This is a genomic window from Neorhizobium phenanthreniclasticum, assembly GCF_040066075.1.
In the GTDB taxonomy this organism is placed as follows: Bacteria; Pseudomonadota; Alphaproteobacteria; order Rhizobiales; family Rhizobiaceae; genus Neorhizobium; species Neorhizobium petrolearium.
Genome location: NZ_JBEAAL010000004.1, coordinates 107,136 through 127,163 on the forward strand (window position 1 = coordinate 107,136; position 20,028 = coordinate 127,163).

A 20,028-nucleotide genomic window follows, 5' to 3' on the forward strand; every position below is an offset into this window, starting at 1 on the left:
GGGCTATAGCGTAGACATAGTGCTCATCATCGTCGGGCGTGGCCCGCCACCCTACGCCAGAGCGCGCTACGCTATCCCAATTTCGCCAGCCGTTCGATTAACAGCTCCTTCCGCGCATGACGGTTTCGTATCTCCTGCAGGCGGCGTAAGAAGTCCTGGGGCGCGCCTTTTTCCTTGGAGATCGCCCTCAGGTCGAGGAGCAGGCTGGTGGCCCTGTCATAACCGGTCGCGTTGCGGCGCTCGATCTCGGCCTCGATCTCCCGCCAGATGCTCTCGCCCCGCCGGGCAATGGCGTCGAGCCGGGCGCGGCGGGACCGTTCTGTTTCCTCCTCGCGCCGTTTCCGCTCGGCAGCCGCCTTTTCAGCCAGCGTGCGCTCGCGGGCCTTCCGGATCGCTTTGGCACGCGCACGCAAGTTGCCGACGGTACGCACGGCGATAGCCGGGGTATCCGTTGGCGGGATCAAGCGATGGCGGACGAGCGCGCGCAACTCATTGCCGACATGCGCGTCGCCGTCAAAGAGCCGCGTCAGAAAGGAGGTCCTTTCGGGGTCGGTCATCGCGGCGATGATTGACTTGACTGCTTTCGATGACGCCGGCTTTTCCGCCAGCGTGTCGGCACCGCGCTCTGCAGCCGCCGCGACAAGGTCGCGATCGATATCGAAGAATTCGGCGAAAGCTTCCAACGCTCCGGTCATCGGCCCGATGCCCGGCATAGGCTCCTGCTCGTCAGGCTCGAACACGTCCGCCTCGACTGCGCTCAGCCAGAGGAGATAGAACAAACGTAGGTCCCCCCCCCGAGCACGTCGGCGCGCAGCGGCGCGAGCGCCGCCAGCCAGCCCGAGCCATCGTCCCGATCCTCGGCTTCCACCTCGTCAAAGGCGGTGTCCAGGATCAGGTTCTGCCCGGCGCGCCGCAACTCGGCGCCATCGACCTCGCCCAGGAAGGCGTCGAGCAGATTGCGATCGACCAGATGCACCGGCCAACGGATCATCAGTCGGCGCGAGCCCCAATTGGCGAGATAGAGATGCAGGTCGAACCAGTTCTCCATCAACCTGGCCGGATCGCCCTTGAAGTCGCCCCATTCATACGTGTTCGTGAAGCTGGTGGCCGTGATCCGCGCCCGGGTGGACAAGGCCCGCAGAGCTTCCTGTTCCGCTCTGCCGAGTGGCCGGTCGATCGCCTGGAATTCGTAGTATTGGTATTCGCTCATGGTCACTACCGCTTCGGCAAGAAATCAGACTGGATGCAGGACACCATCCGTTTCGAGGATTCGAAGCGCCCCGACAAGCGTCACATCGCTATGGAGCCGCCACCATTTGCCGGTGTGCCGCATCCAGTAGATATCGAAACGGTCCGGCCCATGCGGTCGATCCGGGCGAAGGCGCGTCGAACTCCTCGCCACGATTGTGTTCCATGCCCGACCGGTAGCGCTGCATGAAGCGGTATCGCCCTGCCGCCCACGCACCGTGGATGTCAATCACGTAGTTCCATTCGGTCGGCCTGATCTGCGGCAGGAAGCGCGGCTTCAATACCTCAAGGATGAAGGCCTCGCAGGCCCCGACGATCATTTGCTTTTCCGCGCCGACCGGCACCTTGGGGCGGGCCGCGTGGGTCGTTTGCATCCATTGTTTCGCTTTGGCCATGTCTTTGATCCGTTTTCCTCTTTCCTACCGGTTGTCTCATGCGGCTGCGGTGCTGGAACAGCCGGATAGTGACCGCGAGGCGCCGTTCGCGTCGGACCGCCCGATCATAGGACTATAGCGTAAACGTAGTGATCATCACTATCGGTCGCGGCCCGCCAAACACCGCCGATTGCCCTCTACAGGTCGCTATCGCCGTCGACTGCCGCATCACCACCAAGGAGCATACACACCCCGCCGATCACCGCCGTTCATACGCGGCGGCCTGACGTGTCGGTGCCAGCGGCGCTGCTTATGCCAAGCGGTTGACCAGTTGCTGTAGCACCAGACATCCACTCGCGGCGCAGGATGGCGTATTGCATGGTGTTTTCGTAGATCGGATTGCCCGCATCGTCATTGGTGAACGATACGAATTCGATGAACACACCTTCCCGGCGCATGCCAAGCTTTTCGCAGAGGCGCTGCGAGGGTTTGTTGTGGTCTTCGACATAGGCATAAATCCGGCGAAAGCCCTTTGCCCGGAACAGATGGTCCAGCAAGGCCCTTGTGGCTTCGAACGCATATCCCTGGCCACCAAATTGCGGGTTGAGGTGCCAGCCGACCGAGGTGGTCCCGTCTTCCTCGTCCTCTCCGGCGCCGCCGCCGAAAAGATCGCCGATGACCTGACCGGTCTGTTTCAGGCATATCGCCACGCTGCCCTCGTCGAGGGCGCGTTTTTTGACCTCGATCTCCGCCTCGGTCAGGTCTGCAAGCTTCAGCGAGAAGAAGCAGCTGGCGGTGGGCGCGCGCAGATAAGCGAAGAGGTCGGCTGCATCCCCCTCCCGAAATGGCCTCAGGATCAGGCGCTCGGTCTCAATGATCTGCATGTCCGATCCTCTTCGAAAGGCGGTCAATGATGGGCACGGGACAACCTGCGAGACCCAGCCAGCGTAAAGAACACCAGGACCGCCAGCATGGTGATTACCCCGGCTGCCGTCGTCAGCAGGAGCGCGTGCGTTTGGGTGAAGGCGGCCTTGCCTACCTCGATCAATGCCGCGCCCCGCTCACCCGGGAGGAGGCCTGCGGCGATGTGGGCATCGCCGATCGTGCGCGAAGCCTGTTCAGCCAAAGCCCGTGACAGGCCGGAGGGCAGTTCGATGGTGCGGCTGAACGCGCTCGACATGAAGACGCCGAACAGGGTGATTCTCGATGCCGCGTCGGCCGAATGACCGGGTGAAGACCGATCGCCGCGATGCGCAGACGCTGGCCCGACTTCTGCGCGCTGGCGAACTCACCGCCGTCTGGACTTTGTTCCGGTGTCAGAATAGCCATGCGCTCATCCAGACGTAACCATCATGAGAGGGCTATAGCGTAGATGTAGTGTAAGCGCGCATTTCTCTGCGCCTGTGCTTGCTGTGAGTGATGATGCAATTTGCGTCACGCCCGAAGGAGGGGCGCGATGCGATGGATGGAAATGAGAGAAACAGTATTAAGCTGAAGCCGATAGGCATCCGGGCGAATGGTGGCCGGGAATATGATCCGGCTGACAAGGCGCGGTTGGTCCTGGAATGCCTGAAGCCCGGGGTCTCGGTTGCCGGCATTGCGGTGACACATGGGTTAAACCCGAACCTCGTGCGCAAATGGATTAGCGATTACCGGAAACGGCAGAGAGACAGGCAAAGCCCTGCGTCTCCCGCACCTTCAGCGTTTATTGAGATCGTTGCGGCTGGCGAACCGCTCAAGGCCATAGCGACATCCCCCGACCCGGAGCATCAAAGCGTCCGGCCTGATAATGCCGGGGCATGTGTGCAGTCTGCTGGCCTGTTCGGGCATGACGCAGCGAGTGACATTGTGCGGGAAAAGGTAACGCCGCTGCTGGCAACCAGTCTGGAAGCGCTGACAGACGCAGTTGTGAACGCGGTTGCGGGCTGGCGCCCTGAACTTGATCCGATGGTTGCCCGGCGCACTGTTGAGCGTCGCAAGCGCCTTGGCGAATTGGGTGTCCATGGAGATGACGACAGCGCCGTCGAGCAGGCGTCGGGGTCCGGAGGGGGGCGCACGGAACTGCTGGATATTGGCGATGGCAGCAAGGCGGAGGGGCTGGCCGCTTCGTTGTCCGATGGGCCGCCGCGTTATCTGCGTACTTATGATGCTGCCCTGTTCCTGAGGTTGTCAGCGCGAACGATGGAAAAGCACCGCTGCTGCGGTACGGGGCCGGTCTATCGCAAACTCGGTGGCCGGGTCGTTTATGCACTTTCCGACCTGGAACATTGGGCGAACCGGGGTATCGTCAGTTCGACGTCCGACAGCACAATGGTCCGCGCGGCCAGACTGCAGCGCCAGAGGGAAGAGTGATCATGGCCCTCGAAACTATAACAGCCGTCATGATGGGCCTTTGCCATGCTGCGTCTGGCCGATGATGTGAAGGTCTATCTTCACCGCGAACCGGTCGATCTGAGAGCGGGTATCGACAGTCTTGCGATATTGGTCGAGCAAACCATGCAGCTCGATCCGTGGTCTCGATCCATATTTGCGTTTTGCAACCGCCAGCGGGACCGGATGAAACTCCTGTTCTTCGATCGGCAGGGGTTTATCCTGGTTCTGAAGCGGCTCGAAGCCGACAGGTTCCGGTGGCCCCGCCGGGCGGAAGCGGTTCTGACGCTCACGACGGAGCAGCTTCATTGGCTTCTGGACGGCATCGACATCGATGCGGTGTCCCGTCATCCGGTACGACGCTATCGTAGTGTTGCCGGCATTGTGCCGGAACCCGAAGGGCGCGTTTTACTGTAATAGCTTCAGCCAGCCTCTGGCGAGAAAATCGTTGACCTGACAGGAGGCTCCTGATTCAAGAATCGGGATGAATCCAACCTGTTCGACGTCAGATCCCGATGAACTGCTCGCCCAGATCGCTGCGCTGAAAGCGGAGAACGGGAAACTCGTCGAGAAGGTCGCAGAGCTTGAGCAAGCGCTCGTCCTTGCCAATCTCAAGCTCTACGGGCCGAGCAGCGAAAAACTCGACGATCGCGTCTTCAATGAGGCCGAACAGGCCGCCGCGACTGAGAGCGTCGAGGAATATAGCGATGACGGCGGTGATGACGCCACCGCCATCGATTTGCCGGATACCGGGCTTGCCGAACTGGGGGAGCAATTCCGCAAAAAGCGTGGGCGCAAACGCCTGCCGGCTCATCTGCCACGTGAACGGGTGGAATACGATGTGCCGGAAGATCAAAAGCTGTGCCCTTGCTGCCGTCATCCGATGCACAGAATGGGAGAAGTCGTCACCGAGCAATTGCATGTGGTGACGAGCGCGAAGGTCTTGCAGAATGCACGGGTGAAGTACGCCTGCCGGAATTGCGAGCGCACCGGCATCAGCACGCCTGTGGTGATCGCGCCGATGCCGACGCAGCCCTTGCCGGGCAGTGTCGCCACGCCCTCGACGCTGGCGTTGGCGCTAGTCAGCAAATATGTGGATGGCATGCCTCTCTATCGTCTGTCGCAGGCATTTGACCGGATCAATGTGCCGATGAGCCGTGGGACATTCAGCAATTGGGTGATCCGCGCCTGCGATCTGCATCTGAACCGCATTTATGATGCCTTGAAGGAAAAGCTTCTGGCCCAGCCCGTTCTCCATGGCGATGAGACCTGGGTGCAGGTGCTGAAGGAAAAGGGCCGGAAGCCCCAGAACAAATCCTACATGTGGGCCTTTCGCAGCGCGCAGGACAGCGAACAGCCAGTCGTGCTATTCGAATACCAGCCTGGTCGCGGCAAGCAGTATCCTCAGGCTTTCCTTGGTGATTATCGCGGCCTGCTGATCAGCGATGGCTACGAGGCCTGGCGCACGATCAGCGGTGCCATGCATTTTGGCTGCATGGCGCATGCACGCAGGAAGTTCAACGATGCGCTGCTAGCCATGAAGAAACCCGGTGGCGCACCGATGGAAGCCCTGAAGGTGTTCGCAACGCTTTACCAGATCGAGAAGCAGGCGCGCGAAGACGAGCCGGGTGACGGGGAAACACGCCACGCCTATGCATTCCGGTTGCGCCAGCAGCATAGTGTGCCGGTGTTGATTACCTTCAGGCAATGGCTCGAAAAGATATCCCCGAAGATCGCCCCGAAAAGCAAGCTCGGCAGAGCCATCTCCTATACGCTGAACCAATGGGATTATCTGGTCCGCTACACCAGTGATGGCCGGGTTCCGATCGACAACAATATACTCGAGCGCGATATCAGGCCTTTTTGCACGGGGAGAAAAAGCTGGCTCTTCAGTGACACTGTTGATGGGGCAAAGGCGAGTGCGGTGGTTTACAGTCTGGTCCTGACCTGTCGGGCTTGCGGCGTTGATCCCTTCAAATGGCTGAGCCACGTCCTGACGGAATTGCCCAAGCGTAACAGGGAGGATCCAGATATAGACGACCTGCTACCGTTCAACTTCGCCAAGCAGGTGGAAATCGGCGTCGCCGCCTGAGCCGGCTTCGTGTCGGCCAAGGTGTCCACCTGGAAGGTGTACCCCTACCGGGCCGCCTTCATCTCGTTATAACTTCCCGCATCCCGAGCCACCTGGAAGAGATTACACCAAAAACCAAGGGGTACACCTTCAAGGTGGACACCTTGAATTGCCGTGCAAAGAAAACCGCGCTTACGATGTAGTTCTCGGTTTCATCGGCTTCAGCCCGCCATAGACCGCCGATTCTACGCTATAACGCGATGCTCTGCGCCATAGCTACGCAAACGCTGCCGATTTCCGCACCCCGTGTCAAGCCGCCGCCGCTCCGTCCGCCACCATGACAGCGAAAACGGGACGAACCGGCGCGATATGCGATGCCTATTGCGGCTGCAGATGCTCGGCCATGAAGTCGACGAACGCCCTCAGTTTGGGCGTGATCTGGCGGCTGGCCGGCCAGAGCACGTTGAACTGATCAGCCTCTTCCACCCACTCGTCCAAAATCGACACGAGACGGCCGTCAGCGATCTCGTCACGGATCGCAAAGGGCGGCAGACAGGCAATGCCCAGCCCCTCGATCGCCAACTCGATCAGAGGATCGACCGCCGTCGCGCTCATCCGTTCGGGCAGGACAATCTTCCCCTGCCGTTCCCCGCGAGCAAACGGCCAGGGTCGGAGCTTGCCGGTGCTGGGAGAGCGTTGGTGAAGACACTGGTGCTGCGCCAGATCGTCAGGGGTTTCCGGCACTCCGCATCGCGCCAGATAGTCGGGTGAGGCGACGATCTTCAGTTTGAACCGGCCGACGTTGCGGCTCATCAACCGGCTGTCCGATGGTTGCCCGGTGCGAATGACGGCATCGAACCCATCCTCCACCACGTCCACCAGCCGATCGCTGAAATCCAGGTCGAGCTGCACCTCTGGCCAGGCGCGCATGAACTTTGCCATTACCGGCGTCAGCAGCATGCCGACCAGCGGCAGACTCACGCGCAGCCGCCCTCTCGGCGTCCGATTGGATCGGGCAAGCTCGGCTTCCGCTGCCTCGACCTCCTCGAAGATGCGGCGGCAGCGTTCGAGGAACAACCGCCCTTCTTCGGTGAGCGTCATGTTGCGCGTGTTGCGATGGAACAGGCGCACATCCAGCCGTTGTTCCAGTCGGACCACCGCCTTTCCCACCGCGGAGGCTGAAAGGCCGAGCTTGCGGCCAGCCGCGACGAAGCTGCCTGTTTCAGCCGATTGCACGAAGGCATCGAATGCAGTGAGTTTGTCCATGCCCTGACTATTACGAGAACTTTATTCCGTAGTCACCGGAACGATGGCCTGTTTTTCCGTAACAAGCCGTCCGCTATCCCTTGGCCTTCCGAAACCAAGGAAACGAACATGATCCCCGCCTTCGCTATCCAGCCCACCCCGACGACCTTCATCGTCAACGTGATTCACGTTCACCCCGGCAAACAGGAGGAAGCCTTTCGGCTCATCCAGGATGTCGTCCACTATGTCGCCGAGCGGAAGCCTGGCTTTCTGTGGAGCAACCTTGCCAAGAGCACCGATGGACTGACGGTCGTGAATATCGAGGCGATCTCCGACCCCGGCGACGTCGAGATCTTCTTTTCCGATCCGGTATTCCTCGAAAAGTTCCGCAAGCTCGACACCGTCTCGTCGAGCGAGTTTCACACCTACACCGTTGGCGACCTGGTGATGCCGAAGGTCTCGGCGTGACGGCGCAAGTCGATCGACTGCCGGTGGCGGGACTTTGCGCACTGGCGGTTGCCGGTTTCGTCACCATCCTGACGGAGGCCCTCCCGGCCGGTCTGCTTCCGCAGATCGGGGGGGCGCTGGGGGTGAGCGAGGCCATGGCGGGACAATGGATCAGTATCTATGCGCTGGGATCGCTGCTCGCAGCGATCCCGCTGACGGCAGCAACGCGAAGCTGGCGCAGGCGACCGCTTCTGCTCGGCGCCATCATCGGTTTCGCTATCGCCAATCTGATTACGGCCCTGACGGCGAGTTTTATCGTCGCGATGGCGGCGCGTTTCGTCGGCGGTGTATCGGCCGGCCTGCTATGGGCGTTGCTGGCTGGTTATGCGGTTCGCATGGCACCGTCTCGTCTCGCGGGGCGGGCCATGGCCATCGCGATGGCGGGAACGCCCCTGGCGCTCTCCATCGGCATCCCGGCCGGCACGTTTCTGGGCATCCTCGCGGGGTGGCGACTGACCTTCGGTCTGCTCAGCGTCATCGCACTTCTGCTCGTGGGCTGGATCGTCGCAAAGGTGCCGGATTTTGCCGGCGAACCTGAAACGCAACGCCCGTCATTGGCCCAGGTCTTTGCGGTCCCGGGCGTGCGGCTGGTGCTGGCGGTGACGCTCTGCTTCGTCCTGGCCCATAACCTCCTCTACACCTACATCGCGCCGCTGCTGGTCGGCCATCGCATGACGGGCCAGATCGACAGTGTCCTGCTTGTTTTCGGGGGTTCTGCACTTGTCAGTATCGGTCTGACGGGCGTGTTGATCGACAAATGGCTGCGACCATTGACCTTCACCGGCATCGGCCTGTTTCTTGTGGCCGTCTTGATACTTGCGGTGACGACCGGAGCACCGTTGGCGATCTACGGGGCCGCACTTATCTGGGGACTGGCTTTTGGCGGGTCGGCGACGCTCTTTCAGACCGCATCAGCGCGTGCTGCCGGTCCTGCGGCCGACGTGGCCCAGGCGATGATCGTCACGGCATGGAACATCGCCATTTTTGGCGGAGCCGTCATGGGCGGTGTCATTCTCGAAACCGCAGGAGCAGGCGGGTTGTCGTGGGCAGGTATCGCCCTGCTTGTCGGGGCTGCCGGATCATCGCTGTGCATGGGGCGCCCCGCTGGCGCAGGACGCATGATGTGACAAAGCGCGATGCAAGGTTTGGTCCGGATTGTCGCCTTGTGCGCCGTTAGAGCGCCCATGTGAGCGTAGACATAGTGATCATCTTCGTCCGGGCTTGGCGGTCGCGGGGATGATCTCGACGGTCGCGGTCATGCCCGCCGCGAGTTCGACGCCAGACGGCACCCGATCGATATGGATGCGCACCGGAATGCGCTGGGCAAGACGCACCCAGGAAAATGTCGCCGCCACATTGGGCAGGCCGAGATGACCGGGCGCGTCGTTGCTGTTCTCGATCCCGCGACCGAGGCTTTCGACATGGCCAGAGACTGGCTGATCAAAGCCCATCAGCATGATCAGCACCGGATCGCCAACGCGGATTTGCCGGATATTCGTCTCCTCGAAATAGCCCGTGATCCAGAAGCTGGCGGCGTCAAGGATGGCGACCTTCGTCACGCCGGCCGTCGCATAGTCGCCCGGACGCAGCCTCAGATTGGTGACATAGCCATCGACCGGTGAGCGGACGGTCGAGCGGGCAAGGTTGAGCTTGGCCAGATCGAGCGCCGCCACCGCTGACTGATAGGCGGCGCTGGCGACAGCGGCCGCTCCGCCCGATTGCTGGACGGCTTCCTGGGAGACGACATCCTTGAGCTGGCTGTGCCGCCGCGCCGTCGCCTGACGAACGATCATATCCTGGCGTTTGGCTTCGACCTCAGCCTCAGCCAATGCCAATGCGAGCCGCAGCCGCTCGGGGTCGATCTCGTAAAGAATGTCGCCCCGGCGCACATATTGATTGTCAACCACGGGAACAGCGCTGACCGTGCCGGAGACCTCCGGCGCGATCTGCACGACATCGACGCCAACCCGTCCGTCGCGGGTCCAGGGCGTCCGCTCGTAATGGCTCCACGCCTTCAGCGCGATAAAAGCGGATACGGCGACGAGGCAAAGGGTCAGGGCATAGCGGCCAAGCAGGGATAGAAAAGGCTTCAAGGCAAGAGTCCGATCGATGGCAGGTACTGCACGAGCAGACCGTAGATGATGACGAAGGTGGCGAGCTCGACGAGCGGCCGATAAGCGAACAGGCGATGGAGGCCGGCGGCGGCGAACAGGCGGAGCGTCGCCATTGTGGCGACCAGTGCGATGAACGTGAGCACCACCAGACCGGGGATGAGGACACCCCCGACATTGAGATCAACGATCATGAGTTGTGGCCCTCCCGTCTGCTGGGGAGCTGAGCGCGAACCGCAGGTCAATGAGCAGGTCGACAATCCGCAGGCGGTTCCCGAGCGTGCTGCTCGCCATCGTCTCGATCAAGGTCTGGATGCGCCGATCGAGGTCGAGGAGGTCGGCAGGCGTTGACGACTTCCTGCCACTGAAGCGCCCGGCGATCGCGGATAGAAGTTCGCTCAGTTCGACGCCGGCCTCGCCCTTGATCTGCGGGATCGTCTTGCGAAGCTGTCCGGCAACATGACCGATGCGAAGATGGTGCAGCGTATCGTCGAGTACATTCGAATAGGCTTTTCCGGACACCCGCAACCTTGGCAGCAGCAGGGCTGTCCGATCGATCATCAGGCTCGCCCAGCGCGCTTCGTTGGGCGCAGCGCCGAGCGCGCGCCGGCCGACGTCCCGGCGGCTCAAGCGAAGCAAGCGGTTGATCGCCGCATCGACCGGCACGGTCTGGAACAGGGACATGCTCACCGCCCCGAATCCCACCGCCGCAAAGAGCGCGATCACACTGTTGAGGGAGGCGGCGAAGTCGCCGGTGTAATGGGTGCCCAGACCCGAGAGGATCGGAACGGTCAGCGTGATGCCGAGCGCCATGAAGGTCGTCGGCAGGCGTGCCTGGAGAGACCCGGCGAACAGGAACGCCGGGGCGAGCACCGCAACAAGAACCCGGAAGTCCGCGACCTGGGGCAGGATGACGAAGCTGTAGACGAGGCTGATTACGACCCCGAAGATCGTGCCGACGATATATTTGACGACAAATGGCACAGGCGCATCAAAATTGCCGAATAGGGTGCAGCACACGCCGAGAATGGAGACGGCCATTCCGCCCTCCGGCCAGGCCGACCAGATCCAGAAGGCGCAGCCTATGAGGATGCCGACGACGGCGCCGACCGTGGTGCGAGCCGCCATCCACGGATCGCGGTGATAGACGTAGCCCTTCGCCCACTTCGGCCCATGAAGCGACGCGGTATCTCGCAATCGCCCGGTCGCCGCGATGTGTCGCCCCAGTCTGTCGCAGTCCTGAAGCATACCGATCATCTCGGCCAGGTGACCGGCGAGATTGGCGGCAAGCCTGTCGCCCGGCGTCGCGGCGTCTGAGCCAAAGCGCTTCTGGACTGATCGCGCGCGCGCGATCAGTTGGGCTGCGCCAACCTCCCGTTCTTCCGTCACGACATTTGCGATCCAGGCCCCGACGTCGCCGACCAATGCGATCAGTTCGTCGGGCGCATCGCCGTAGCCTGTGCCAAGGGCCTCAATCCGGTCTTCGATCTCGGCCGCGAGCGGGAGCAAGCGGGCGAGCCGGTCATGAATGAGTTGCAGCGTCTGGCGTCGTGGCGTGGGGGCTGGATCATAGGGCAGATGCGTCGCAAGCCCCTGGATGGCAAGCAGGTCCGCTGCGAGCTGGTGGCGGTCGCGACGGTTTTGTCCTGGTGTTCCATTGAGCGCGTCGCCCGCCAGCCGACGGGCGTCCCGCAGCGTAGCCCACAGCTTGCCGGTGAATTGGCCGGTCATGCGTTTCGGCAGGACGTAACGATGGATCAGGACCGCGCACAGAATTCCGATCGAGATTTCCTGGACGCGCACGGACGCAGTCTCGAAAACCGCGCCCGGATCGAGCACGCTCGGGAACCCGATCAGGCTCGCGGTATAGCCGGCGAGAACGAAGGCATAGGCGCGCGGCGTGCGATCGAGCAGCGAGAAAAACAGGCACAGACCGATCCAGCCCGTAAGCAGCGCGCTGCACACGATCGGGTCGTTCACGAAATTCGGGACGATCGCGACCGTCGCGATCGCGCCGAGAAGCGTCCCGGCAAAGCGATACACGCCACGACTGAGTGACGCTCCGGCGGAGGTCTGCGAGACGATGTAGACGGTGACGATGGCCCAGAACGGCTTGGGAAGCCCTATCCGCAGCGAAATGTAATAGGCCAGCATCGCGGCGGCGAAGCTCTTCGCTGAAAAGAGGATCGCGTCCGCATCCGCCTTCAGGGCCGGCGTGCGAAGGAAGCTCGTTCCAGCTTGCAGCGTGGCTGCGCCAGCCTTGCTCGAGTGGGTGTTGACGGGCTGCGCGGTGTTCATGCCGCCTTGTGACCGATTTGCAAAAGCAAATAAATTAAGTATCCTGACAAAAAATCCCTAAATACGACCATCCTTATCCCCATGCCCCGATCCGCCGTTTCCGTTTCCGATCCCGACCTCACGCCGCTGCCGGCGGTCGCCTATCAGCTCGACTTCGCCGATCATGAGGCGGAAATACCTTTGCATGTGCATCGAAAGGGCCAGTTGATCCTCGCCTTGCGCGGCGCCGTCACCTGCATCGCGGGCAACGAGATCTGGATCGTGCCCCCCAATTGCGGGGTCTGGATTCCCGGTGGCATGCCGCATAGCGCCCGAGCAACCGCGAATGCGCGGCTCAACTATCTGTTCGTGGAACCCGGAGTTGCGAACCTGCCGGAGAACAATTGCACGCTTTCGGTCTCCCCGATGATCCGCGAGATGGTCGATCGGCTTGCTCGCGAGCATGCGAACTATCTTGCCGACAGCCATGCCGCTCGGATCGCGCGGGTGATCCTCGACGAACTTGCGCAGATGCCGCGTGAGCGGTTCAACCTGCCGATCTCCAGCCATCCGAAGATCCGGGCGATGGCTGATGCTCTGACGATCGAACCTTCAGACCGCAGTACACTGAGCGACTGGGCGAAGCGGGTCGCAATGAGCGAGCGGTCGCTGGCGCGACTGTTGACCCGCGAGACGGGACTGACGTTCGGGCGCTGGCGGCAGCAACTCCACCTTGTCGTCGCGCTTCGTGAACTGGCCAGCGGCGAGACGGTGCAAAATGTTGCCGCCGAACTGGGATACGAGTCGGTCAATGCGTTCATCACGATGTTCAAGAAGGCGTTGGGCAGCACGCCGGCACAGTATTTCGCGCAACGCAGGGCGACGCTGCTCACAGCTCCGAACCCGGCGCTTAAAGAATAACTGATTTTTGTATTGTCGGTCGATGCTCCCGGATGGCCGATGATGGGTGCAAAGCGGACGAATATGCGGGCTTTTCCTTCGGCCAAAATACGTCGTTCGGCCGCAAACGATTCGAACTTTCACCGCCGATCACCGCCGTTATTACGCTTTTCGCCTCTCGGCTATTTGACGCTCCTCGCGCGGACATAGTTCTAGCGGCAATGGGGGGCAATTTTCGGTGTTGACGTCTTGGAAATGGCAAATTTGGCGCACCCGACAGGATTCGAACCTGTGACCTTTGGAATCGGAATCCAACACTCTATCCAGCTGAGCTACGGGTGCTAACCGTGCGATGCGATGACTCGCCGCGTCCGATGGCTGGTTCTTAACCCAGGATGACGGCCGCATCAATCGCCAATTTCAAGAGAATGGGTGGAACCGGAAAAGATCACCGGTTCCACCTTGACCCGCCCTTCTGCGGCGGCGGATCGGGAAGGGGAGGCGCTGCAGCGTTTTCAGATCGATCACGCCACTTTCATGGCGCCCGGTCCCGGGCTGGCGCCAGGCGGTACCTTGCCGAGGATGATCATGCCAAGCACTTCGTCCTTGGTGACGTCCCCGGTGCGGGCGTGGCCCACCACCTTGCCGTTCTTCATCACGAAGACGCGGTCGGCGAGATCGAAGACATCGTGGATGTCGTGGCTGATCAGGAAGATGCCGATCCCCTCCCGCTTCAGCTGCTTGATGAGATCGCCTACCTGGGCCGTTTCCTGCGGTCCGAGCGCTGCCGTCGGCTCGTCCATGATCAGGATGCGGGCGTCGAAGAGGATCGCACGGGCAATCGCTACCGATTGCCGCTGGCCGCCCGAGAGCGCCTTCACGGGCTCCTTGAAACGCCGGAAGTTGGGGTTCAGGCGCCCCATTACCTCGCGGGTGCTCGCCTCCATGGCAACGTCGTCGAGCGTGCCCCACTTCGTCCTGAGTTCGCGGCCGAGATAGAGGTTGGCGGCGGCGTCGACGTTATCGGCGACCGCGAGCGTCTGATAGATCGTCTCGATACCGTATTTCTTCGCGTCACGTGGATTGCGGATATCGGCGGGTTCGCCGTTGATCAGGATTTCGCCCTCGTCGCGCCGGTAGGCGCCGGAGAGAATCTTGATCAGCGTCGATTTGCCTGCGCCGTTATGTCCGAGCAGCGCCACGACCTCGCCGGGAAAGAGGTCGACCGAAGCGTTCTCGACCGCATGAATCCCGCCGAAGGAGATGGAAATGTTCTTCATTTCCACGAGCGGAGTGGTTTGTTCCGTCACGATGAAAACTCCTATCTATTTGGCCCGTTACTTGGCTTTGGCGCGGTAGACGGTGTCGAGCCAGACGGCGAGCACGAGCACGGCGCCGACGACGATGCGCTGGAAGGGCGTGTCGATGCCGAGCAGCACCATGCCGGATTGCAGCGACTGCATGAGAAGCGCGCCGAGCATGGCGCCCGCAATCGTGCCGACGCCGCCGGAAAGCGACGTGCCGCCGATCACGGCCGCGGCGATGGTGTAGAGTTCGTCGAGCTCACCTTGAGCGTTGGTCGCGGCGTTGAGACGGGCCGTGGAGATCGCCGCGGCGATGGCGCAGAGAATGCCCATCAGGGCGAAGATCTTGACGGTCACCCAGCGGGTCTTGATGCCGGCGAGTTCGGCCGCTTCCGGATTGCCGCCGATCGCGAAGACATAGCGGCCGAAGCGGAGCCTTGTGGCGATGAACGTCATGACGATGCCGACGGCGATCGCGATCAGCACCGGCACGGCGATGCCGTGGGAGATGAAGAGCCCGCCTTCCGGCCAGGGGATACCGTTTGCTTCCGCATAACGGCGGGCGATGTTGATCGGCCAATAATAGTCGTTGGCGATCGAAACGACGCCGAGCACGATGATGCAACCCAATGCCGCCAGCACGTATTCGGCCCAGATCGGCCGGCGCGGAAAGTGGAAGCGTTTGCGCTGGCGTCGGCCGTTGATGATCGCGGCGACGATCGCCAGACAGGCGAGGATGCCGACGATCCAGCTCCAGGTGGCGCCGATCGAACCGTCCGTGCCGCCGCCCATCAGGCGGAAATTGGCATCCATCGGCGCGACGGTCTGGCCGCTCGTCACGTACCATGTCGCGCCGCGCCAGACGAGCAGACCACCGAGAGTGACGATGAAGGAGGGGACATTGAGAAAGGCAATAATCGCGCCCTGGAAGGCGCCGATCAGGCCGCCGACGATCAGGCCGCCGGCGAGCGCGATCGCCCACGTGGCCGGATGGTTGAAGCCGAGCACCTGGGGCAGGAGCTGCGCCTGCAGGACCCCCATGATCATGCCGGTGAAGCCGAGGATGGAGCCGACGGACAGGTCGATGTTGCGGGTGACGATGACCAGCACCATGCCGGTCGCCATGACGGCGACGGAAGCGGTCTGCACCGAGAGGAACCAGAGGTTCCGGGGCGTCAGGAACAGTCCGCCGGTCATGATGTGAAAGCCCACCCAGATGATCAGCAGTGCGCCGATCATGCCGAGCAGACGCGTGTCGATCTCGGTTGCACGGAAGAAGCGTGCGACGAGGTTGCCCTCGGCCTGTCCTGTTCCTCCCGATGTCGTGGAATTCGTTGTGGAATGTGCCGTGTCGGCCATGTCTTGCCGTTCTCCACCGTTCTTGAGGCCTTTCGGTCTGGACTGACGTCCGACCGAGCCTCCGGATGACGCTCCGCCGCTTCTTTCTCGTCTCGTGCGACTGCGCCATTTTACGCCGAAAACCGGCGCCGCGGCAGGGGGCTGCGGCGCCGGACTATTTTATCGGCCCGAAATAGCCTGCTTAGTTGCAGGCGGCGACTGTGCCGGCCTTGACGCCCTGGCAGGCTTCCGCCTTGCTGATCCAGCCGGCCTCGATGACGACGTTCAGGTTATCCTGAGTGATCGGCAGCGGCTTCAGGAAGACCGACTGCATCGGCTGCTTCTTCGGTCCGCCGTTGAAGGTCTGGACGTTCGGGATCTCGGTCATCTTCTTGCCGGAGGCCAGTGCAAGCGCGATCTCGGCGGCAGTCTTGCCGAGTTCACGCGAGTCTTTCCAGACGGAGACCGTCTGGGTGCCGAGCGCCACGCGGTTCAGCGCTGCCTTGTCGGCGTCCTGGCCGGAGACCGGAACGGAGCCTGCAAGACCCTGGGCGTCGAGTGCTGCGATCGCGCCACCGGCCGTGCCGTCGTTCGAAGCCACGACTGCATCGACCTTGTTGTCGTTCTTGGTCAGGAACTGTTCCATGTTCTTCTGGGCATTTTCCGGTTTCCAGCCGTCAGTATAGGCTTCGCCGACATTCTTGATCTTGCCCGCGTCGATTGCCGGCTTCAGCACTTCCATCTGGCCCGAAAACAGGAAGTCCGCATTCGGATCGGCGGAGTTGCCCTTGATGAAGACGTAGTTGCCTTCCGGCTTCACCTTGAACACGCCCTCGGCCTGCATGCGGCCGACTTCCTTGTTGTCGAAGGTGATATAGAAGGCTTCCGGATTTTCGATCAGGCGGTCGTAACCGACGACCGGGATGCCTTCGGCGGCCGCCTTTTCGATCGCCGGCCCGATCGCATCGCTATCCTGAGCCAGAACGATCAGCGCATTGGCCCCCTGAGAGATCAGCGACTCGACGTCGGTGAGCTGCTTGGAGGCAGAAGACTGGGCGTCGGCGGAAATATACTTTGCCCCGGCCGCTTCGAGCGCCTTCTTGATGGCTGCTTCGTCGGTCTTCCAGCGTTCTTCCTGGAAGTTCGACCAGGATACGCCGACGACGACCTGCTGCGCCATGGCGACGGTGTGCATGGAAACGAGGATGGCCGCGCCGGCCATTAACTTTACAAACGATCTCATCATGTCCTCCCGAGTGACGGCGGATGGGCCTCAAGCCTCCGTGCTCTCCCCCCGCCAGATTACCTGCCGGAAAAACGCCAGCGCTTTTTTCTCGACAGTCGAGAAATCAGATGTCAGAGATTCAAAGGACTGTCAATCGGCACTTGTGGAGGACAAGGCACTGCCGTATCGACAGAATGAGCGAGGAGGAACAGCGGGGTCCATGCTGGCGAAATCGAGCACGGAATTGGTCCGGCAGCAGAACAGTGCGCTTGTGCTGGCTGCGTTGCGTCGCCGTGGCCGGCTGGCCCACACGGAAATCTCCGATGCGACGGGGCTGGCCTCGGCAACCATTTCCGCCATCACCGCCGATCTCGAGCGTGCCCGCATCATCGAGAAGAGCGAGCAGCAGGCAGCGGCCGGTCGGGGCAGGCCGCGCGTGCTCTTCAGCCAGCGGCGCACCTGCGGCTATCTGGTCGTCGTCATCATTTCCTCCGATTCCATCCAATATTCCCTGGTTGATTACGCCGGCACGCTGCTTGACCGGTTTGCCGAACCGCGCGGGCAGGGCGGCACAGACGCTTTCGTAGCTTCCATCTCCGCGGCGCTCGAACGCGTGGTCGCCCGATCGAGCATCGACCGCGACAGCGTGCTGCTCGTCTCGGTCAGCAGCAAGGGATTGGTTCATCCGGGCAAGCCCGTTCTTGTCTGGTCGCCGGTCTTCGGTCTGCAGCCGGTGGATTTTACCGAGGTGCTGGGGCGCGGATGGCCGGCCAGGGTCATCCTCAACAACGAGACCCTGCTGGTGGCAGGTGCGCTGCTTGAGCGTGAGGCGAAGAAGGAGGGCGGCGGCGAGCGGGCGCTTGCTGCACTTTCTCTCGGTCACAGCATCGGGCTCGGTATCGCCCGCCGGAATGCCGCCGGCGTTGCGGAAATTTCCGCGCCGAATTTCGGGCATATGCTGCATATTCCCAATGGCGGGCTCTGTCGTTGCGGCGCGCGCGGCTGCATCGAGGCCTATGCGGGCTTCTATGCGATCCTTCGCATGGCTTTCGAAGTGCCGATGGACACGATCCCGGCGAAATTCGTGCCGATTGCGGAGATCGACAAGATCGCTGCTCAAGCTAGACAGGGCAACCGCATGGCTCAGTTCGCCTTCCGCCAGGCGGGCGTGGCGCTTGGCAACGGGCTTTCACGTCTGCTCAGTCTCCACGGCCATATGCCGGTCTTCATCACCGGACCGGGAACGAGGCATCAGGATCTTCTGCAAGCCGGCATCGAGGAGGGGCTATCCCAGACCCAGGTCGTGCGGCTCGAAGGGATGCCGGCGCTCTCCGTCGTGCCGGATGAACCTTCGCTGGTCTTCGAAGGTCATCTCAACCTTGCGTTCTCCATCATCGACAAGGATATTATTCTCTCGAGGCCCCATATAAGGGCAGCTGGAGAATGATGCCATGATCGATCCGGACCATCCCTTCTACGAGCCGCTCTGGCGACGGTTGCTGATCCCGGTGATCTGCGCCATCTGGGCGGCATTCGAGCTTTATACGGGCGAGCCGTTCTGGGCGATCATCGTTGGGGCCATGGGTCTATATGCGACCTACAAACTGTTCCTGGAAACGCGCAAACCCGGTGCCCGGAAGCCCACGGAGGAACCGAAGGAGTAGGCTCTAGCGCCAGAAGAGCCCTTTGATCGCAGTATCGATCAGCAGGTTCGCCGTTTTCATGCGGATATTGGCGTTATCGCGGAATTCCGGTGCGAATCCATCGGGATGGTTGGTCTTGGCGAACTGCCGCCGCTTTTCGGAGAGTGTCGCTTCGGTGTCGGCCGCGGTGATTGCGAGTTCCTCGGCGATCTCTTTCTCCGTCAGCCGGAGCAGATGAGCGGGAATTTGGGGCGCCGACTTTGATTCTTCCGCTTCCGTGAGGGGCAGGTCGAACTCAGGCAGTTCCGGTAGGAAGGCAAGATAGGCTTCCGTTCCGGTCGCGGCCAATGCCTGTCCTTCATCCGTCGGCGCAACGAAGCCCATGCCGAGCCCCTTGATGCGGAAGCTTGCCTCCGTCTCTTCGGCTTCTTCCTCGCCGCGTTCTTCTTTCAGCCGGGTCAGCACCGACTGGAAGACCGATTGTCCGAACAGCATGCTTCATCCTTTTGCATCGAGGAGGAAGAGAGCACGCGGAGATGGTGCAGGGCTTGCGGTTTACGCCTGGCCTTGCGTCTGCCCCTGGCTTTGCTTCTGACGCTGAGTCTGCATTTGCGCCACGGTCAGCGACACCTTGAGGTTTTCTCCCGCCGGGCCGATGCGCATGCCCGAGACCGGCGCGCAGTCGCGGTAGCAAAGGCCGGAGGCGATCCGCACGTACCTGTCGTCCGGGCAGATCTTGTTGGCCGCGTCGAAGCCGACCCAGCCGAGACCCGGCAGATGCACTTCCGCCCAGGCATGGGTGGCGACCTGTTCGGTCGCGCCTTCCATCAGCAGATAGCCGGAAACGTAGCGTGCCGGGATATCCAGGAAGCGCGCCGCCGAAACGAATATATGCGCATGGTCTTGGCAGACGCCGGTTTTCGCCGCAAGCGCTTCTTCGGCGGTCGTTTCGCTGTTCGTCGAGCCGGGCGTATAGGCAACCGTCTCATGGATCGCTTCCATCAGCGCATGCATCTGGGCAAGCTCGCTGTCACCCTTGACGCTCCTTGCGAGTTCCCGGACGAGCTTGCCAGGCTTGGTGCGCTGCGTGTCGCGCAGGAAAAGCCAGAGCGGGCAGAAACCCTGATGCTGCCCATAGACGCCGGCGCGATCCTCGGTCTCGACCTCGCCGGAGGCCACGATGCGGATCATATGCTCGGCGCCCTCCACGGAGACAAGCTCGGTGCGGTTGCCGAACTGGTCGGCGTAACCCGCCTCGATCTTGGCGCCGTCGACGGTGATCGACCAGTTCAGCACTTTTTGGCCCGGCCCATCGACCGGAGTAAGCCGCAAGCGCTGCAGGGAGTAGGATACCGGAGCGTCATAGAGATATTCGGTCGTGTGGGAAATCTTCAGCCGCATGTGCGGTTATCCTG

22 protein-coding genes, 1 tRNA gene and 2 pseudogenes are annotated in these 20,028 nt (G+C 61.9%); 10 read left to right on the plus strand and 15 right to left on the minus strand.

Translation table 11 applies throughout. The features are described 5' to 3' along the window. Window positions 1-71: 71 nt before the first annotated feature. The 5 genes and pseudogenes from ABK249_RS08585 to ABK249_RS08600 form a co-directional block, all read right to left on the minus strand. A pseudogene (locus tag ABK249_RS08585) lies at window positions 72-1,210 on the minus strand (hypothetical protein). Window positions 1,211-1,234: 24 nt separating this feature from the next. Then, window positions 1,235-1,333, minus strand: a complete 99-nt coding sequence (locus ABK249_RS34025; protein ID WP_463139869.1) for a hypothetical protein — start codon at window positions 1,331-1,333, stop codon at window positions 1,235-1,237. After that, a complete protein-coding gene (locus ABK249_RS08590) occupies window positions 1,299-1,643 on the minus strand; it encodes a hypothetical protein (RefSeq protein ID WP_348862589.1) in 345 nt (114 codons plus the stop codon). Before ABK249_RS08590 ends, ABK249_RS34025 begins: the two co-directional genes overlap by 35 nt. Window positions 1,644-1,891: 248 nt before the next feature. After that, entirely contained in the window at window positions 1,892-2,506 is a 615-nt protein-coding gene (locus ABK249_RS08595) for a GNAT family N-acetyltransferase (protein ID WP_348862590.1), read from the minus strand. 23 nt (window positions 2,507-2,529) lie between these two features. Then, window positions 2,530-2,802: a hypothetical protein gene (locus tag ABK249_RS08600; protein ID WP_348862591.1), complete on the minus strand. Its 273-nt coding sequence runs from the start codon at window positions 2,800-2,802 to the stop codon at window positions 2,530-2,532. A 26-nt stretch (window positions 2,803-2,828) separates the two neighbouring features. On the opposite strand from ABK249_RS08600, the gene ABK249_RS08605 reads away from it, so the two are divergent. The 5 genes and pseudogenes from ABK249_RS08605 to tnpC all read left to right on the plus strand — a co-directional run bounded on the left by ABK249_RS08605 (window position 2,829) and on the right by tnpC (window position 6,084). Next, window positions 2,829-2,969, plus strand: a complete 141-nt coding sequence (locus tag ABK249_RS08605) for a hypothetical protein (RefSeq protein WP_348862626.1) — start codon at window positions 2,829-2,831, stop codon at window positions 2,967-2,969. A gap of 114 nt (window positions 2,970-3,083) precedes the next feature. Then, window positions 3,084-3,305, plus strand: a pseudogene (locus ABK249_RS08610) (transposase); the annotation flags it as partial. Between the two features lie 414 nt (window positions 3,306-3,719). Continuing rightward, complete coding sequence (locus ABK249_RS08615) at window positions 3,720-3,974, plus strand: helix-turn-helix transcriptional regulator (RefSeq protein ID WP_037148759.1); 255 nt, start codon at window positions 3,720-3,722, stop codon at window positions 3,972-3,974. Between the two features lie 45 nt (window positions 3,975-4,019). Continuing rightward, window positions 4,020-4,409, plus strand: coding sequence for an IS66 family insertion sequence element accessory protein TnpB (gene tnpB / locus ABK249_RS08620; protein ID WP_052182739.1), 390 nt, complete (start codon window positions 4,020-4,022; stop codon window positions 4,407-4,409). A 67-nt stretch (window positions 4,410-4,476) separates the two neighbouring features. Continuing rightward, window positions 4,477-6,084: an IS66 family transposase gene (gene tnpC / locus ABK249_RS08625; RefSeq protein WP_037148278.1), complete on the plus strand. Its 1,608-nt coding sequence runs from the start codon at window positions 4,477-4,479 to the stop codon at window positions 6,082-6,084. Between the two features lie 357 nt (window positions 6,085-6,441). On the opposite strand, the gene ABK249_RS08630 is transcribed toward tnpC, so the two are convergent. Then, window positions 6,442-7,329: a LysR family transcriptional regulator gene (locus tag ABK249_RS08630; protein ID WP_348862592.1), complete on the minus strand. Its 888-nt coding sequence runs from the start codon at window positions 7,327-7,329 to the stop codon at window positions 6,442-6,444. 108 nt (window positions 7,330-7,437) lie between these two features. On the opposite strand from ABK249_RS08630, the gene ABK249_RS08635 reads away from it, so the two are divergent. After that, window positions 7,438-7,776, plus strand: coding sequence for an antibiotic biosynthesis monooxygenase (locus ABK249_RS08635; protein WP_348862593.1), 339 nt, complete (start codon window positions 7,438-7,440; stop codon window positions 7,774-7,776). Beyond that, entirely contained in the window at window positions 7,773-8,942 is a 1,170-nt protein-coding gene (locus tag ABK249_RS08640) for an MFS transporter (RefSeq protein WP_348862594.1), read from the plus strand. Before ABK249_RS08635 ends, ABK249_RS08640 begins: the two co-directional genes overlap by 4 nt. Before the next feature lie 78 nt (window positions 8,943-9,020). On the opposite strand, the gene ABK249_RS08645 is transcribed toward ABK249_RS08640, so the two are convergent. From ABK249_RS08645 to ABK249_RS08655, 3 genes are read right to left on the minus strand one after another with little or no spacing between them, the layout of a single operon-like run. After that, window positions 9,021-9,908, minus strand: coding sequence for an efflux RND transporter periplasmic adaptor subunit (locus ABK249_RS08645; protein ID WP_348862595.1), 888 nt, complete (start codon window positions 9,906-9,908; stop codon window positions 9,021-9,023). Further along, window positions 9,905-10,120: a DUF1656 domain-containing protein gene (locus tag ABK249_RS08650; RefSeq protein ID WP_348862597.1), complete on the minus strand. Its 216-nt coding sequence runs from the start codon at window positions 10,118-10,120 to the stop codon at window positions 9,905-9,907. Before ABK249_RS08650 ends, ABK249_RS08645 begins: the two co-directional genes overlap by 4 nt. Continuing rightward, a complete protein-coding gene (locus tag ABK249_RS08655; RefSeq protein WP_348862598.1) occupies window positions 10,110-12,224 on the minus strand; it encodes an FUSC family protein in 2,115 nt (704 codons plus the stop codon). Before ABK249_RS08655 ends, ABK249_RS08650 begins: the two co-directional genes overlap by 11 nt. A gap of 81 nt (window positions 12,225-12,305) precedes the next feature. On the opposite strand from ABK249_RS08655, the gene ABK249_RS08660 reads away from it, so the two are divergent. Further along, window positions 12,306-13,124 carry an AraC family transcriptional regulator gene (locus tag ABK249_RS08660; protein WP_348862599.1) on the plus strand — a complete coding sequence of 273 codons (819 nt, stop codon included), beginning with the start codon at window positions 12,306-12,308 and terminating at the stop codon, window positions 13,122-13,124. 244 nt (window positions 13,125-13,368) lie between these two features. Here ABK249_RS08660 and ABK249_RS08665 read toward each other — a convergent pair. From ABK249_RS08665 to xylF, 4 genes are all read right to left on the minus strand, one after another. Then, window positions 13,369-13,445 (minus strand) — tRNA-Arg (locus ABK249_RS08665). 182 nt (window positions 13,446-13,627) lie between these two features. Beyond that, window positions 13,628-14,413 carry an ATP-binding cassette domain-containing protein gene (locus tag ABK249_RS08670; RefSeq protein WP_227703361.1) on the minus strand — a complete coding sequence of 262 codons (786 nt, stop codon included), beginning with the start codon at window positions 14,411-14,413 and terminating at the stop codon, window positions 13,628-13,630. 27 nt (window positions 14,414-14,440) lie between these two features. Further along, entirely contained in the window at window positions 14,441-15,766 is a 1,326-nt protein-coding gene (locus tag ABK249_RS08675; protein WP_037148274.1) for a sugar ABC transporter permease, read from the minus strand. Between the two features lie 181 nt (window positions 15,767-15,947). Then, window positions 15,948-16,988, minus strand: coding sequence for a D-xylose ABC transporter substrate-binding protein (gene xylF, locus ABK249_RS08680; protein ID WP_037148272.1), 1,041 nt, complete (start codon window positions 16,986-16,988; stop codon window positions 15,948-15,950). 202 nt (window positions 16,989-17,190) lie between these two features. Here xylF and ABK249_RS08685 point away from each other — a divergent pair, with 202 nt between their 5' ends. Together ABK249_RS08685 and ABK249_RS08690 are read left to right on the plus strand one after the other, a co-directional pair. Continuing rightward, window positions 17,191-18,417 (plus strand): ROK family transcriptional regulator, encoded by a 1,227-nt coding sequence (locus ABK249_RS08685; RefSeq protein ID WP_348862600.1) that lies wholly within the window; start codon window positions 17,191-17,193, stop codon window positions 18,415-18,417. Between the two features lie 4 nt (window positions 18,418-18,421). Next, window positions 18,422-18,634 carry a hypothetical protein gene (locus tag ABK249_RS08690; protein ID WP_037148268.1) on the plus strand — a complete coding sequence of 71 codons (213 nt, stop codon included), beginning with the start codon at window positions 18,422-18,424 and terminating at the stop codon, window positions 18,632-18,634. Between the two features lie 3 nt (window positions 18,635-18,637). Here ABK249_RS08690 and ABK249_RS08695 read toward each other — a convergent pair whose 3' ends face one another. Next, a complete protein-coding gene (locus ABK249_RS08695) occupies window positions 18,638-19,108 on the minus strand; it encodes a hypothetical protein (protein WP_037148266.1) in 471 nt (156 codons plus the stop codon). Between the two features lie 60 nt (window positions 19,109-19,168). Further along, complete coding sequence (locus ABK249_RS08700) at window positions 19,169-20,014, minus strand: transglutaminase family protein (protein ID WP_037148263.1); 846 nt, start codon at window positions 20,012-20,014, stop codon at window positions 19,169-19,171. Between the last annotated feature and the right edge of the window lie 14 nt (window positions 20,015-20,028).